General features: G+C 39.8%; 14 protein-coding genes. 12 read left to right on the top strand and 2 right to left on the bottom strand.

Translation table 11 applies throughout. The features are described from left to right. The 9 genes from MUY27_RS00005 to MUY27_RS00045 form a co-directional block, all read left to right on the top strand. A partial coding sequence (locus MUY27_RS00005; protein WP_245127904.1) for an IS110 family RNA-guided transposase occupies positions 1–721 on the top strand: 721 nt, incomplete at its 5' end. Positions 722–1,309: 588 nt separating this feature from the next. Beyond that, positions 1,310–2,653: a hypothetical protein gene (locus MUY27_RS00010; protein ID WP_245127905.1), complete on the top strand. Its 1,344-nt coding sequence runs from the start codon at positions 1,310–1,312 to the stop codon at positions 2,651–2,653. Between the two features lies 1 nt (position 2,654). Further along, complete coding sequence (locus MUY27_RS00015) at positions 2,655–3,509, top strand: DNA adenine methylase (RefSeq protein WP_245127906.1); 855 nt, start codon at positions 2,655–2,657, stop codon at positions 3,507–3,509. Beyond that, entirely contained in the window at positions 3,499–4,560 is a 1,062-nt protein-coding gene (locus MUY27_RS00020) for a DNA double-strand break repair nuclease NurA (protein ID WP_245127907.1), read from the top strand. Before MUY27_RS00015 ends, MUY27_RS00020 begins: the two co-directional genes overlap by 11 nt. A 4-nt stretch (positions 4,561–4,564) precedes the next feature. Beyond that, positions 4,565–6,124: an ATP-binding protein gene (locus MUY27_RS00025; protein ID WP_245127908.1), complete on the top strand. Its 1,560-nt coding sequence runs from the start codon at positions 4,565–4,567 to the stop codon at positions 6,122–6,124. A 4-nt stretch (positions 6,125–6,128) separates the two neighbouring features. Beyond that, positions 6,129–6,284 (top strand): hypothetical protein, encoded by a 156-nt coding sequence (locus MUY27_RS00030; RefSeq protein WP_245127909.1) that lies wholly within the window; start codon positions 6,129–6,131, stop codon positions 6,282–6,284. Positions 6,285–6,286: 2 nt separating this feature from the next. After that, positions 6,287–8,407: a hypothetical protein gene (locus MUY27_RS00035; RefSeq protein ID WP_245127910.1), complete on the top strand. Its 2,121-nt coding sequence runs from the start codon at positions 6,287–6,289 to the stop codon at positions 8,405–8,407. Next, positions 8,407–9,279: a hypothetical protein gene (locus tag MUY27_RS00040; RefSeq protein WP_245127911.1), complete on the top strand. Its 873-nt coding sequence runs from the start codon at positions 8,407–8,409 to the stop codon at positions 9,277–9,279. Before MUY27_RS00035 ends, MUY27_RS00040 begins: the two co-directional genes overlap by 1 nt. Before the next feature lie 59 nt (positions 9,280–9,338). Further along, entirely contained in the window at positions 9,339–9,869 is a 531-nt protein-coding gene (locus tag MUY27_RS00045; RefSeq protein ID WP_245127912.1) for a hypothetical protein, read from the top strand. Between the two features lie 81 nt (positions 9,870–9,950). Here MUY27_RS00045 and MUY27_RS00050 read toward each other — a convergent pair whose 3' ends face one another. Further along, on the bottom strand, positions 9,951–10,589 hold the full coding sequence (locus MUY27_RS00050) for a hypothetical protein (protein WP_245127913.1): 639 nt from the start codon (positions 10,587–10,589) through the stop codon (positions 9,951–9,953). An 8-nt stretch (positions 10,590–10,597) separates the two neighbouring features. Continuing rightward, on the bottom strand, positions 10,598–14,179 hold the full coding sequence (locus MUY27_RS00055) for a DUF6443 domain-containing protein (RefSeq protein ID WP_245127914.1): 3,582 nt from the start codon (positions 14,177–14,179) through the stop codon (positions 10,598–10,600). 258 nt (positions 14,180–14,437) lie between these two features. Here MUY27_RS00055 and MUY27_RS00060 point away from each other — a divergent pair, with 258 nt between their 5' ends. From MUY27_RS00060 to MUY27_RS00070, 3 genes are read left to right on the top strand one after another with little or no spacing between them, the layout of a single operon-like run. Continuing rightward, a complete protein-coding gene (locus MUY27_RS00060) occupies positions 14,438–14,749 on the top strand; it encodes a helix-turn-helix domain-containing protein (RefSeq protein WP_245127915.1) in 312 nt (103 codons plus the stop codon). Positions 14,750–14,751: 2 nt separating this feature from the next. Then, entirely contained in the window at positions 14,752–15,015 is a 264-nt protein-coding gene (locus MUY27_RS00065) for a hypothetical protein (protein WP_245127916.1), read from the top strand. Further along, positions 15,012–15,983: an AAA family ATPase gene (locus MUY27_RS00070; RefSeq protein ID WP_245127917.1), complete on the top strand. Its 972-nt coding sequence runs from the start codon at positions 15,012–15,014 to the stop codon at positions 15,981–15,983. Before MUY27_RS00065 ends, MUY27_RS00070 begins: the two co-directional genes overlap by 4 nt. Positions 15,984–16,205: the final 222 nt, after the last annotated feature.

The following is a 16,205-nucleotide window of genomic DNA, read 5'->3' on the forward strand; positions in this document are numbered from 1 at the left end:
GGTGGCCGAGCGAAACCGTTTGCAGAAGGTACTGGAAGATGCCAACCTCAAACTGGGAAACGTGGTTAGTGATGTTTTCGGAAAGACCGGCTGGGCGGTTATCTGTGCACTAATCGATGGGCACACAGATGCTGTTTGGCTATCATCCCTTGCAAAAGGAAGCTTACGGAAGAAAATACCTCAACTTATCTGTGCCTTAAACGGCAGAGTAACAGACCACCATCGCTTTATGCTGCAAACCAGCAGGCTGGCACTGGAAAATATCCAACAACAGATTGATCGCATAGATCGCAGGCTGAATGAATATCTCAGCCAACATACCACTGAGGTGGAATTGTTGGAAACCATTCCGGGCGTTAGTCATGAAACCGTTAAAGGCATTGTAGCAGAGATTGGTTTCGATATGAGCGTTTTTCCTACTGCTAATCACTTAGCCTCGTGGGCGGGTGTATGTCCGGGCAATAATGAAAGTGCAGGCAAGAAGATGAGCAGCCGGGTCACGCAAGGGAACAGATCACTTAAAACAGCGCTTGTCGAAGCAGCATGGTCTGCTGCAAAAATGAAAAAGGGGTGGCTCCGGAATAAATATTATGCACTGTCGCTCAGGCGGGGTAAGAAACGGGCTTTAATGGCCATCGCGCACAAAATACTGGTAGCTGTGTATCATGTCCTTTCAAATCATTCACCCTTCAAAGAACCCGTACTTAGAATAGTATCCTGAAATCGAGCTTTTATTGATCCCTTAGAGGTCGGAAATAAAACTGATTTAATCCATCAGGAACCAACGGTTGTTGCCTATGAGCACGTAGAAAAAATTCTTTTAACCACGATGGATTGTATACTTTGCTATTTACTTTCAGAAAAAAAAGCCTGCAAATATTTAGTTTACAGGCTTTTAGTTGTTTTTGATACCCTTTCTGCGGAATGGACGGGACCGACCAAAACGCTGAAATATGCTCATTTAAAGATATATTCTATTGCATATCATCAATGGTACCCGATTTGGCACCCTAGATAAATACATGTCTTTGTATGACTTTGAAAAGAACTTTATTTAGCATAAAGATACAAATTGCCTAGAACATATACAAAAGCAGCTGTAATTGTGTTTGGTTCGAAATCCATATTAATAAGAGATATATCAATAGTGATAGACCCATACAACTTCCTGAATAGTATTCCACAAGGTGTTGATATGGTTGGCTGGCCGCTATGGTGAAAAATGTTTATATTGGGCCGTTATTGCGTAAACTTTGTCAATCACTATCTTTTATCCCAGCGATAAAGCCTACTAATATTCAAATTTTATATGTCAACAGGTGAAATAAAAACAATACTTGTAACCAACCTGTCGGTTAGTACTGAAAACCCCCGGTTCGAAATGGTAGGTAACCAACGGGAAGCAATACGGGTGATGATACAAGATCAGGGTGATAAGCTGGTCAACTTAGCCAAAGACATTGTTGAATATGGATTAAACCCTTCTGAACTTACAATAGTTGTACCTGACAAATCAACACCAAAATTTAACGTGCTGGAAGGAAACCGTAGGGTTACTGCTCTGAAATTGCTTTCAAATTTAGACCTTATTGATACTGATTTCTCATCCTTTTTGAGGAAGATCAAACCAGTTAGTGAGCAATATCGCAAAAGACCTATTGATTCAGTTCAGTGTGTTGTTTTTGATAAATTTGAAGATGCATCAAAGTGGATAAACCTGAAACATACCGGCGAAAACGATGGAATCGGTATAGTTAAGTGGAATGCGCAACAGGTCGCTAGATTTGAAGCGCGAACAAGAGGAAAATCTGCTATTGCATTGCAAGCTATAGAATTTCTTAGGCGCGAATCCCTATTGGACGACCACCTAAAGGAGCAATTAAAAAATGTTCCGTCTACCAGTTTGGAAAGACTATTGAGAGACGCGAGTATACAGGATGTTCTAGGATTATCGATTGCGGACGGAAAACTATTGACAGGTTTCCATAAGGATGAAGTTGTTAAAGGTCTGCTTAAGGTGGTAAATGATTTGGTTAATAAAACTATTAGAGTAAAGGATATTTATACTAAACAAGACCGCGAGAAATACATTGAATCATTTAAGCCGTCAGAATTACCAGACAAAACACGCATGACGGTTACCTCTTGGGAACTAACATCTCCCACTCCCCCTCGAAGCATGCCCGCTGCATCTTCCCAAAAAAGAAGTGTTGCTTTATCTTTGGATAGGCAAACTGTTATTCCTAAAAATTGCGTATTAACAATTAAAGAGGAACGTGTAAATAAGATTTACAGAGAACTTCGGAATCTTGATCTGGACTTATATGAAAATGCGGCTGCTGTCTTATTACGAGTTTTTCTTGAATTGAGTTTAGATACGTTTATTCATACAAAGTCTATACAAGGAGTAAAAAAAATGGATTCCTTGGTTTTAAAAGCTGAGAAGGTCATTAAATACTTAGAAGATTCAAATAGTGCCGACAAACATGTATTAAAGGGAATAAAAACTGCAATAGCCAATCCCAATAGTATATTCTCAATCGACACGTTTAATGCTTACGTACATAACCGTCATTTTTCCCCTTCAGCAAGGGAATTAAAATTGACATGGGATAATATTAAAATATTTATGGAGAAAATATGGGAGAGCTAATATGGATTTTTATTCGCCCTTGAGGTACCCTGGAGGAAAAGGTAAAATTTCAAAGTTTATAAAGACAATTTTTGAAAAAAATTTATTGTCTGATGGAGTGTATGTCGAGCCTTATGCTGGCGGCGCTTCCGTGGCGCTCTCGCTTGTGTTGGACGAATATGCTTCAAAGGTCATTATAAATGACATGGATAAATCAATATACTCGTTTTGGGTTTCGGTTATTGAGGACTCCGAAGGATTATGTAAGTTAATTCGTGATACCAAAGTCGACATGGAGACGTGGCGTGAGGCTAAAGAGGTGCAAAAGAATAAAGACCAAGTTTCGCCCTTGGAATTGGGCTTTTCGACATTTTTCCTGAACAGAACAAATCGTTCCGGAATAATCAAGGCTGGCGTTATAGGTGGAAATGATCAAACTGGTAATTGGAAAATTGATGCTCGCTATAATGTGCAAGACTTAATATCCAGAATCCAAAGAATTGCGAAATATGCGGACAGGATTGAATTACATAATTCTGATGCTTGTGAGCTTATAAGAACTATTTCAAACGATCTGCCTCCAAAGTCTCTTTTGTATTTCGACCCACCATATTATGTAAAGGGGAAAGACCTGTATGTGAATCATTATCGACATGACGACCACGCTAAGGTTGCTGAAGTTATAACTTCAATCACAAAGCAAAAGTGGGTTGTCTCTTATGATAATGCGCCAGAGATAAAGGAACTGTATAAGGGATTTGATAAGATCGAGTATTCACTTAACTATAGTGCGGCGGCTGCTTCTAAAGGCACTGAAGTAATGTTTTTTAGTGACGGATTATATGTTCCCCCGTTAAATTCTGCTAATGAGAGATAATGAAGCGAACGGTTTGAATGAGCCTCAAAATAAGGATGGGCAATCATCCTTAAATAAGCTTATTCTCCATCCGTCGTTTTTGGAGACAATTGAAAATATTCGCAAGGTCAATATTAGGGTAACAGAACCCCCAAAAGAATCAAGTTTTGATTTTTCTGGAGCTACATTTCCTCCCAATGGTAAATTGCGTTTGGTAGAGCAGTTAGGAGCTTATAACTTGAGCGCGAAAAAAGGTCTCGAAGTTTCTAAAACGCATTATTTTGCTGGATATGACGAGTCTAAGCTAAAATACGTAGCACTTGAAGGCAGTGCCTTTTTTACCTCACATTCTCTTGTTGTTGCGACAAAACAAGAGTATCTGCCTGTAAGCTATCTTTCATTCTATTTTTACTCTCGCTCTAAAGATATTACAGACATTTCGTCGGTATTCCGGCACTCTCTGGACCATGTCGCTGATGCGAATTATGATTACGTTAAGGACCGGAGCGATTTCCTAAATAAATGGGCTGTTGAGAACACAATTTTGTTTATTGACGGTCCGCTAATTGGCGGCAATATGACTCAGTATACGCTTAATCTTGTTGAGGATCTTCATGAACGAAATATCATTCCAATTTTCTTTGTCAAAAATAGTGATAGCAATCTGGTGACGGAAGCAATTCCAGAATTGCAAAATCGCTTTAATTCTGATATGCATTGGACGTACAATCATTTGCAAAAAGGACAGCGAACTAATTTCTTTTTGTACGAGGACGAATACAATTTCAATAATGCAAAAGTATTTTGCTATTTGAAAGCATTCGATTTAAGCCCTCAACGAATCGAATTCCATACAAAAACGTACCTGCAACATCAAGAGAAAATTGGAGACTTAATGGATTTGATTTATTATTTGCTGCTTGTTCACGGTGACAAGAAAAACCCCCAATTAAGGCCAATCGCTATTGCAGAGAAATTTGCTAGGGAGGTGTTGAAGGTATCAGATTCTTTTAATTTAATCAAAAATTCTGGTTTAATGCCAACAATGAACCAGGAAAGATTTGGAAACTAATGTTATGGCATGGATAGTAATAGGAGAAGAAAAAGGTAAAATAAAATTGGTGTCAAAAAAACCAGCCGAAGGAGAGATTCCAGGCTTGTTACCCAAAGGGTCGTTTTTGACAGTAGAGTCTTCAGACACGAAATCAAAGTTCATATTACGTGTTGATGATAGCCTACAACAGGAGCCTTACTCTCCATCCCCAATGATTATTGATATGGACTTATCGGGACTTTATGAGGATACGAAATGCCAAAATATCATTTACGCATATCGAATAAAGGATATCACCGAGAGAACCGATGGTAAGATTGATTTTATTACTCCTCAATCAATAGCCAGGCGTTCAAATCAAGAAGAAATCGCCCTAGCCATGGGAAGCTTCGATTTTGGTCCAATTGTTTTTCCAGCTACTGTTCATGCCGGACAAAACCAGCTGCTTGTAGATGATAATCTGGATTTTCTTAAGGTCAAATTACCGCAGGAAATGTTTTTCTACCAAATGCAAATTTGTGGGAAAACGGGAAGCGGGAAAACGGTAGCTATGAAATATTTAGCTCAATATTTTGTTGAAGAACTTGAAGGTGCAGTATTAGCAATCAACGTTAAGGATGTCGATTTTCTTATGATGGACAAGCCATCCAACATAATCAATCCTCAAATCGAAAAAGAATGGGAAGTTCTCGGAGGTACTGCCCATGGAATCGATAATTACACAATATATTATCCTGCTAATACTAGCCTTAATTCATATCGTGGCATAAATAACGACTTATGCGAAGCCGTCACTTTGAGCGTGCATGAAATTGAACCCGAAGCATTGCTTGGACTTTTACAGAATATATCAGATATAGGTGCTCAAAACTTTCCTGATATATTTCGCTATTGGCAAGAGAATAGGATGGCTTCCGATGGATCTTTCGTAGATTTTGTGAATTATTTCGCTAATGGAGCGGCCAATCCCACGTTTGAAACTTTAAACTTAAGAGGGGACTTATCTAGCGTTACACTGCACTCAGGCACATTTAACAATATTCTCAGAAACTTGAATGCATCAATGGAATTTTTTGATAATTCAAATGCACAGGTGCTACAATTTGGAGATATATTATCACCAGGTAAACTGTCTGTAATAAATGTGGCTGGTTCAAAGGGGATCCAGTTCGGTTCAATTTTATTACGACACTTATTAAAACAAATAGTAAGAGCAAAAAGTGAACAACGATCCCAGGTTCCTATTCTGTTAATTATAGATGAAGTGCACCAATTTTACAATAGCGAAAGTTCACGTGAAGCCTTGGGAGAATTAGACACAATTTGTCGTACCGGTAGAAGTCAAAAGATAGGTGTAATTTTTTCTTCACAAAATCAGGAAGATTTACCTAAAGGATTATCAAGCGTCATCAATACCAAACTGTTCTTCAAGTCTGACGGAATTTCTCGAAATCTATTTAATATTTCAACAGAGGAAATTCAAACACTTAAGACGGGATATGCTGTTGCAAATATCCATGACCTCCCACAATTAAAAGTTTTGAAGTTTCCATTATCCTTTGCGGGTGCAATTAAAAGCTAATATTATGTCAGAAAACAAAGAGCCGGATATTTTATTCCAATTCCTAAAGGAGCTTATTGAAGACAAAAAGGAACAGTCCGTACTCGAGCTAGTATTTCAAAACTTAAGTGAAGATGAGATAATCGAAAAGCTAATAGATTACAAGCCTTCAAAAGAATAAATATGATCAAGTACGATTATAGAATTGAAAGAGATGAATTAGACGAAACCAAGATTTATACTCCGAATTTGCCTACTGAAATTGCAGATCTCGTCTATGTTCAAGGGCCAAATTCAAGTGGTAAAAGCACATTATTAAACCTGATAGCACTAGCTTTTTATGGTAACAAGCTGGGTCCGGAAGATTTGAATTTATCACTACGCGAAAAGCTTAGTAATTTATCGGAAGCGGATCACCAAAAGCTAGAATTTTCCATTGAATTAAAATCCGATAAGTCGGACATAACTCTTCAGGCAAAAAAAAGCGCTAATTCTAAAGACATTGAGGTTCGAAGAATTATTGGCGGAAAAAGCAAGCCGATTTCATATGATCAATTCAGAAGAGAATACCGATTGATTTATGATATTCCGCAAGATCCCCTATCTCGATTACCTCTGTTGTTATTAGAAATCAAAAGAGCTCAAACCGATAAAGGCGAGCAAATCACAAGGCTTAAAAAGCGATTAAATGAAATAATTACAGAAGTAAATGAGAGTAAAAAACCTGAAAAATTAGAGGAATATCAGAGAAACTTAGAGACATTAAGAAATAACCTGATAAGCATTAGTGATTCAAAAGATAGAAAGGAAAATGAATATAGAAATCTTCGCAATTTTTTTGCTCTAAAGGCTTTTAGAGAAATATCTAATGAGCACCTTGATGCGTTAGAGAAAATAAAAAGACTTGAAAGCCGATTAAAGAAATATCAAAAAGCTGAAAATAGACAATCGGAGGAGCTTCTTATTGCACAACGTAAAACGAACGAATGCATTAGTACTGCCGAGGAATTTCATAAGAAAATTTCTATTTTAATACATGAATTGCTTCCTAAGAGTGAAAAAAAACGCATTGCTTTATGGGATGAGTCGAGCTGTTCAAACGAGATCAAATCAGGAACAGATATAAGAACAATTCGCGACGATGCTCTTTATTTTAGGAGATTTTTAGAGAATCTTAGCACTAAAGACTCTGAGCAGAAACAGGAGGCCCAATTTCTGCATAGTCTGCTGTCTGTTGTTGAAAATTACCAAGGCCAAGACTTTTCAATACCTGGAACAAGTCTAAATATTAAACAGTTTATAGCTAGTTTAAAGGAGCGAAGTAACTCCTTCAGTAAACTTATTATCAAAAGCCAGCAGATCACCGACTGTCAATCATTTTTAAATGACATCCGCGAAGCAATAAATGATGGTGTGAAGCACTACAGTGATTGTCTAAAAATTGCAAGAGAACGTGGAGAAACCATAGAACAATTAACTGGTGAATTCGAAAACGAAGAGTTAGATGCTACGAAGCAAAAGCTTGTTCAAATAGCTAAAAGGTTACAAGAGGCCAAAACAAGGCTTGTTGAATATGGGCTAAATTATGAAAATGCGGCGTCTTCATATGATTCGCTTCTGAAAAAAGAAGGTTTTTATACGTATGTTTCCTATAGTGAAGATCAATTGAGGAACTTAGTTGACGAGACAGCCAATGCGCTAGAAAGTCTGCAATCTGAAGAGGAGAATTGCAAGCGCCAAATACAACTCGACGAAATTGAAAGGGACCGACTCGAGAAACTAGGAACGCACAAATTTCAAGATTATTTACCGCAACTCGAACGCTTATTTGCACACATTCAAAGCTTGGAAAAAACGATAACTGTAACGTTTAATAGAACTATCAACGATATGATTGATTCGAAATTGAAAGCCGTTACAGAACAGCAAGTAAAATATTCTGAGGGAGTACAAAGATTCTTAGCAGCTAAAATTGGCAAAATACGTCACATTGATAATTCTTATTCCTTAAAGAAAGTGGATGTCGTTTCGAAAGAAATAATCACTACCACAAACAAGAAAATAAAGTTTGCCGATTTGGGGACGGGACAAAGCCAAGGAGCCTACATTGAAGGGCTTTTGAACTCTAATGACAATAAAAAAATAATAGCACTTTTTGACGAAGTGGCAATGATGGACTCAGCTACCCTAACGCCGATTTTTAAAAAGCTTAAAAAGATGTATCATGATAATAAGTTATTAGTTGGGATAATTGTACAAAAGCGCGATGAAGGAATTTTAGTCAAACCACTTATCGAAATGTAATGGACAGAGAGCAATTGTTGAAAAACTTCTTTTTGAAGCTTCACGATATAGTTATTCGTGAGGAAAAGAAATTACATGGCAAGTCTGTACTACTAACACTAGCCAAAATTAACTCTAATAAAGCATCTAAATTTTTAAATGATTCTTCTATTAAATTGTCGCAGTTAGATAAGCAGTTATTCAAAGATTTAGAAGATAATCTTTTAATAAGGATAGGTGACAATTTGCACGACGAGTATGTTCTTACGGCCAAAGGTATATGGGAATTTGAAAAGAAAAATAGAGGCTTGACCGAGCACGATCTTGTTGATTACATTCAGCGGAAAAATTTCACTGCAACAACTGTTCACAAAGGTATAAGTGATAGAGAAAAAGTTGTATTGCTTGCGTTTATTGGAATTCGTAATTTTTCCCAGGATACTGCAATGGATTTGAATGATGAATCAAAACGCGATGCCTGGCTCGGAATACTTCAAGAAACATACAATTTTTTGTTGAGTAATTCCTTCATTAACCAAGACAAAACAATTTTTGCACAACAAGGTAATGAACACCCTGTTTCTTACCTGATGGTGAGGTTAAACGACCTGCCAAAAGCAACAAAACACGTCTTTAAATATGGGAAAAGTCGTAAATACTTTATTGACGTAACTAGTGACGGCCAGATTTCCAAAGGGAAAATAATAGTGTTGCTCAAACTTATATTCAACAAACTACCCGATATTAATAGTTTACAGAGTGTGATTGAATTTTTATCTCGACTGACAGATGAACAGAGTAAATATGTTAGAGACAATTTTAAATACATTGACTCGCCAACATCTTTATTAATTAAAGAAATATTACGGGACTTCTTTGTCAGTCAAGAATAATAGTCACACTTTTACACCAGGTGAAATTATTTTGTAATAAAAAACCTGAGAACCCTATCATGAACAAACCCTGTCTCTCATTTATCGCCTTTCTTTTATTTACTAAGTTCACAAATGGGCAGGTCTATGATCGGCATATTTTCATAGGTCAGCAAAGAGATTCCGTTCAGGCCCTTGTTGCTGCTGAAGTGCAGATACATTATGGTGCTGGCGGATACTTGACAAAAGTCACTGCATCGACTGAGGATTATAAAGGCAAGGCGGTCGCTGTCATTTTGTGTAAGGAAAATGTGCTAATTGAGGGTATCGAAAAAGGCCTCCAAATATGTACACGATATGTCATACAAAACGATACTGTCGCAATCATCCGAACACAGTTCTACAACCTCAGCCTACAGGAACTAATCGCGTTGCTTCGGCCTGGTCGAACCAATGTGAGCGGTTATTATTTTGACCCCGGCTATCACATTTATCACAAAATCTATATTGATGCAGCAGGGGTAACAACTGATGACCAATTTGCCACTGTATGGGAAAGATTGCCAATAGGAGTTGCTGAAAACCTCCGGCTCTTGCTTAAGAAATGGTAATGCAAGGAATTGCTAACCTATTTTTTTACTGCTGTAAATACTAGTATAATTAAAACCGTCGTCTATTAATGATTTGCGTTTTTATTTGAGACGCAAAGTAACAGGCTGGCTATTTATAGTTCCTGAGACTATTTTATTACTTTCTTGTTTTAATTGTCCTTGCAATTTAAAGCGGAAGAGATCTTTTGTACTAATTGTACTACTGAGTTCATAATCTTGCAAACGTGTAGCTGGTGTTACAGGCACTTTTTCAGAGATCAATGTGTCAATGGTAGGTGAGCCTCCCAATGCAGTATTTGGAGCCAAAAAGGCGCGGAGTTGAATTTGATGCAACGTTTCATTTATAGATATTGGAGCATTAAAAGATTGCCAGGAGGCACCGTTTACCGAGACCTCAATTTGTAGTCCTTTTCTTTCTGGTGCTTTCAAGCGGAGCATGGCCGTTGATCCTTCGGGAGGCTGAGCAGTCATCTCAAACTGGAGCAATTTTATGTTATTCTGAAATGCAAATAATGAAATTATTTTGCTTTGCGTATGGTAAATCCCTGCGGCGAATCCTGTGAGACCAGCCTCCGTCCTTTCAGTATAGATAAAAGAAGAATCACTGTTTAAAGTCAGCTCTTCACCGTAATTACCCAAAAATGGCTTACCAATAGGCAGCTGTACCTTACATCCAAAGACTGCAAGCGTAGCGATTAAAACGATACAGAGTTTTTTCATAGTTAGAATTAATGGCCCCCGTTGCCAAATAATGACATAACCACCGACTTAAATAGCGCCCACGGATATAATGGCTGACTGTTTTTGGGGTCTGCTATACCTCCAACAAAATTGGTATTTATATCACCTATTTTATTCGCTGTAATGGTTTGACCGGGTGTCGTCAATGTTGAGGTTGGAAAACCGGTGGAATCAAACGCAAATTGCGCCTGATAGGCTTCGATTTCTGAATTTGCCTCTGTATTATAAATCTGAGCAATAGTACCGTGAAATAGCGCTCCTGTTGTAGTAAAGCTAAAATCCTTTTCGATTGTTCCCTGGTAGCCATGGGTCAGCTCGTGCACTGCATTTGCATCACCGGTTACAGCCATAACAGTTACATCTTTCATAACACCATTTACTTTAACTTGCTTTTCGGTTGTGCCACCGACCTGTGATCCATAGGGAAGCCGATCAAACCCGTAGGTGAATTCTTTGGTAGCCGTCATTTCATCAATGCGACCCATCGTTGCTTTATTTGCATCAATCATTTTATTATTTTCAGCAATGCCGGAAGTTTGCTCTGCCAAATATTTTTCTTTCGCCTCCTGATTTTTAAAAGTCTTGCCGCCAGAATTAACCTTGTCAATCTTGGCCTGTAGTTTGGCATTTGCTTTTTCCAGTTTTTCGTTGGCTTTTGCAGCCTGCTTTTTCAGCTTTTGTGCATAGCGCTCATCCGATTTATTGTCCCAGTCCTGACCATCGGGGTCGATACGAGACACCGGATTATTGCCAACATAATTGTAGCCCCCCTCACTATAATATTTTTCAGTCATCGGGTCGATGGTTCCCCATCTGCCAATAACTGGATCATAGAACCTGGCGCCATAATCGTATTGCCCTAATTCCTCCTGATACTCTTTTCCATTAAACAATTTCTGGTTCTTTGTACCAAAAGTATATCGGTTATAATTGATGCCAAACGGGTAATAATCGTCCCTTTGTATCACCCTTGCTACATGACTACTATCGTCAAAACATACGCGGTTATTGCCGAGGTGATCTGTAAGCGTATATTCATAGCTAAACGCACCTGTAGTCGGATTTCTGCGGGCGATACCTTCACTGTTGGTGATAAAGTCAACACTTCCGTTCTGGTATTGAATACCCTCGATATAATCCTGGTTGCCTAACGTACTGTTTGCGCTTACCCGCCGCAGCTTTTTGCCGCTGGATTCATACGTATAGCTAAGAGTTTTGCTACCAGTAACATTTTGCGGAAGGTTTAATTGATTGTAAGAGATGTTGACATTATTGCGTGCGTCAAAAACTGTATTCCCGTTACCATCATAAAGGTAAGTATTGGTACCTGTCAACCCGGCAACTGACGTAAGCTGATTGCCATTGTAATTAAAAGTGTAATTACTGGTAGATGCATAACGGGGATCTATGCGTGTCAGGTGTTGAATATTGCCAGCCTTGTCATAGTCAATGCCCTGTTCGTTAAATGATTCGCTCGAATTGCCACTGGTCAACCTATTCAGTTTATCATAGCTGTACGTATAACTTCGGTTCAGATTACTTCCTGTTCCCCAGTACTGATTGGCGACATCGCCATTATACATCGGCGTTGTTCCATCATTATATTTTAGCTGGACTACAAACAATGAAGAACTATCTTTCGTAATCCACCCTCTTTCATTATATCGATAAGTAATATCCTGCAGGAACGGCCCTGTTTCACTTACGCTATGCAAATGCTTGCCCGTAAGCTGGCCTACTTCATTATAATCCAGTTTTGCCAGCAATACCTTGCTGCCGCCGTTGATCTGGTTCCAAGACTGTATTTTGCGTCCCCAATGATCATATACCGTACTGTCTGCAATAGTAAGCAAGGGACTACCTGTGGTATGGTGATTACGAATTTTTGAAATGAGTTTTTGGGTAAAGTCAAAGGTGCTGGTCAGTTCATCGTAATTAGCCACATTTAATGTTCCATTAAAGTAATTCTGTTGAAACACTTTTACGGGATTAGCCTTGTCGTCGTAATACTGCACTGTCCAGAGCATATCTGACGTGCCTAATACGTTGGAAAGAGTTGCTGTCAACAGGCTACGGGTCATACTGCTGTATGAAGTATGCACATCATAGGTGGAAGGAAGACTGGGAATATTGTAGTCGTCGTAATACGAAATAGTAAGGTAGTTTATAATGTTACTGGTAGGGAATGCAGCCACTGAATAATATTTACCAACGGTATTGCTATTATCTCTGTTCTCCCATAGTACAGTTTGTGCATTTACATCTGCCTGAAGTGAAATTCGACTTTTCGCACTGCCTCCATTATTCCAGGTGCCGGTTATAATCGGTCGCTCCAGCGCATCGTACTTGATAAAAGACCAAGCATTCTGTACCCGCTGCATAGAATCCTGAGAAGCCACAAGCTGATCCAATTTGTTATACACTTTGTACATTACCCCTTTTCCGGGCAATTTTGTTTCCACCTGCCGCAATCTTTCATCATGCCGATATTGGTAACACAAATTATCAAGCACCGACTGGGTTATGCTACCATTGTCAGGCTCTGATTTAGGTGTCAGTATATAGGTAAGTGCGCCAAAGTCATCATATACAAAATAAGACGACAAAATTTCCAAGCGCGCAGGAGTTTGGTTAAATCCCCGTTTCAGAACAACTCTTCCTTCTTTGTCGGTATAAACTTCCGTGGTGCCTGCTTTACCATCTGTTGCTTTATAATTTTCATTTTTATAAACAGTCACGTAAAGCTGGGTTTGTCCATAAGCTCCCTGATCAACAAGTGAGGGTTTACCATTTGCGTCAAGACTGACTGTATATAATTTCGCCCACCTACCACTGCCAGAAGTGAGGGCTGTAGCATCATTGGTGTAATATTCCAGTTTAGCAGTATGCCCAGGTGAAGCAGCCTGAGTATTGGTAGACAACTGCCAGTTATCTCCCGTAGCGCCTTGCTCAACTATACGATTAAGTGGTGACGGTTCAAAAGCCTTTTCGGCAAATGGAAATTGCGTAGCGGTTACACCTGGTGCGTTCCATGAAATTGGGTTAGCGAAAAATGCTTGTTGGTTCGTCAGTGCTGCTGATTTATAAGCACCGTTACTGTTGGCAATGGATTCTGTGTAAGGACTGTATTTTTTTATCTGCCTTCCAAATGAATCATAGGCTACCGGTGTTACAATGTCTCTAAATGTCGGACTTGCCTTGATCTCAACAGTTTGCAAAGGCCTGCCTAAGCCATCAAAATAGTTTACCGTTGCCTTCACATCACAGGTTGAATTATTCGGATCAGCCGGATTTGTAAGACCAGCTGTCTGCGGCTCATAAACGACAATATAATTCTGATTATTACTTAACGCTGTATTCATCACTACACACTGCGCCAATGACGGGTCAATACGAGCCTCAAAAGGCCCCGATGAACTAAAGCCAGGGCCAAGTTCTATAACGTGTGGAGCCACAAAAGTGCCGGTAGTATTTGGTTGGGTTAGTACAGTATCGCGTTGTGCAAATACTGTTGTTGATATTAGAAAGGAAAGCACGGATAAACCGACGCTGGTTGGATAAGGTCTCATAGGGTTAAGGATTAATTCACTGACAATGTCCAATCTACATCACAGTTGAGTTAAAAATCAAAATTTTAAAGTGAAAAAGCAAATCCTTTAGAAAATTTTGTTGCGCTTCTATTGGAACATAAACATGGCGACTAAGTGAATTCTTTGGGCGCACCTAACTTAACGAGTTAAGCAAATAAATTTAACCGTACTCGGTTCCCGGTGTGAAATGCCTTCTTTTTTTGCTGCCAGCTTTGCTCTCAATCAATGTGATTCGAGATGAAAAACACGGAAACAATAGCAAACAATCAGAAACTACAACAGCCTCCGGTTACTGCTGACGACCTGGATATTTTCCGGGTTGAGCTACTTGCAGAGATCAAAAAATTGATAGATAAACATGCAGGCTATCCGGGCAGGCGCTGGCTAAAAACCGAAGAAGTTAAAAAGCTGCTTGGCGCTTCCACCGGGACGCTTACTACGCTACGCATAAATGGTACCCTTCCATACTCCCGTATTGGCGGCATCCTGTATTATGATGCGCAGGATATCGAAAACATGTTACTCAGCCGCAAAATCCAACACCGATAGTTATGAGCAGGAACGCATCTATCTGCGGCCACGGCAATAGTATTCCGCCAATCCTGGCCCACGTACAAATCTATTTCGATCAGAAAGGCATGTCGGCTAAAGAGGCTGAGGCATTCTACCATTACCAGCATGCTCACGGCTGGAAAACGGATAGCGGTACGCCAATTAAAAATTGGAAAGTCGTAGCTGCAAACTGGATATGGGATATACAACGGTCCAGGTTCGTCACGCTGCAATTGAAAGTAAATCGAAATCTGCTCAGATGAAAAACAGGACGCAAAAACTGACGGATCAGGTCTACTACCAGGCGCAGACATCTTTCCGGACAATGGCGAAACTGGCGGAAGAAGCCGTGCAGTTGAAAGACCTTAAAATGTTATTCGGAAAGTATGTGCCGCAAAACAACCTGGTACATTTTCCATCGCAGCGAGGCGTAGGAAAGTCCTGGCTGTGCATGCAAATCTGTATGGCCGTGGCCGGTGAATGGAATAGCTGTTTAGGGGAGGCGATTAACTTGCATGGCAATACACTTTACGTAAATCATGAGCTCAGCCCGAATACCATGCGCAGGCGCAGCCGGAAGCTATACGCCTGCTTACCGCAGCCGCTTGGCGAACAGTTTCATTGCTTCGTTTACACCTCAAGGGCTGGGCTAAGTACGGAGCTGGCCAGCATCATTAACTACATCGAAAAGTACCAACCGGTGCTTATTGTAATCGACAACTTACGTATGGCATTTACTGATTTAGATGTAAATAACAACCGGGAAAGCACCCGGATCATGAACATGCTGCTGGCCCTTTGTGATACTTCCGGTGCTGCATTAATAATCACGGATCATTTCCGAAAACATACCGGTGGCCAGTTGTCGGGCAGCGATCTGCAGAGCGGGTCAGGAATCAAAACCGATTTGTCGGACGCTGATTTTTTCATGCGCCGAAGTTGCCAGGACAAAAGTATGCGCATCCTGAAACGGGATAAGTCCCGACATTTTGAAGAAGACCCAAAGACCAAACTGATCCGGCTCAACCCGGAAACTTTATGGTTTGAGTTGGTGGCAGAAGATGTGAACGAGGCGGAGCATGTTGGCTTAGGTGGACTGAAGGAAAAGGACGAACAAAAGGACATGGCACAAACTCTCCGCGATCAGGGTAAGAGCATCCAGGAGATTGCCACCATTTTAGGAAAGGGCAAGGCAACCATTCATCGCTGGCTCAAAACGGATGAAGCATGAAGGCAATATCCGGATCAAAATGTGGCTTAGCCGTTGCGTCGTTCCTTTTTTTGGAACGATGGAACGAATGGCGTTTTTAGAAAGCTGACTTAGAGAATGTTAACCGAATCAAAGCAGTGACATGGAACGAATGGAACGCGAAAATGGAACGAATTAATGAAATGGCCCAATTGTCCAGTAGCCATTGCCTGAATTATTGACAGCACACCCCTCACTTCGAGT

Origin of the sequence: Mucilaginibacter straminoryzae (genome assembly GCF_022953055.1) — a bacterium.
In the GTDB taxonomy this organism is placed as follows: domain Bacteria; phylum Bacteroidota; class Bacteroidia; order Sphingobacteriales; family Sphingobacteriaceae; genus Mucilaginibacter; species Mucilaginibacter straminoryzae.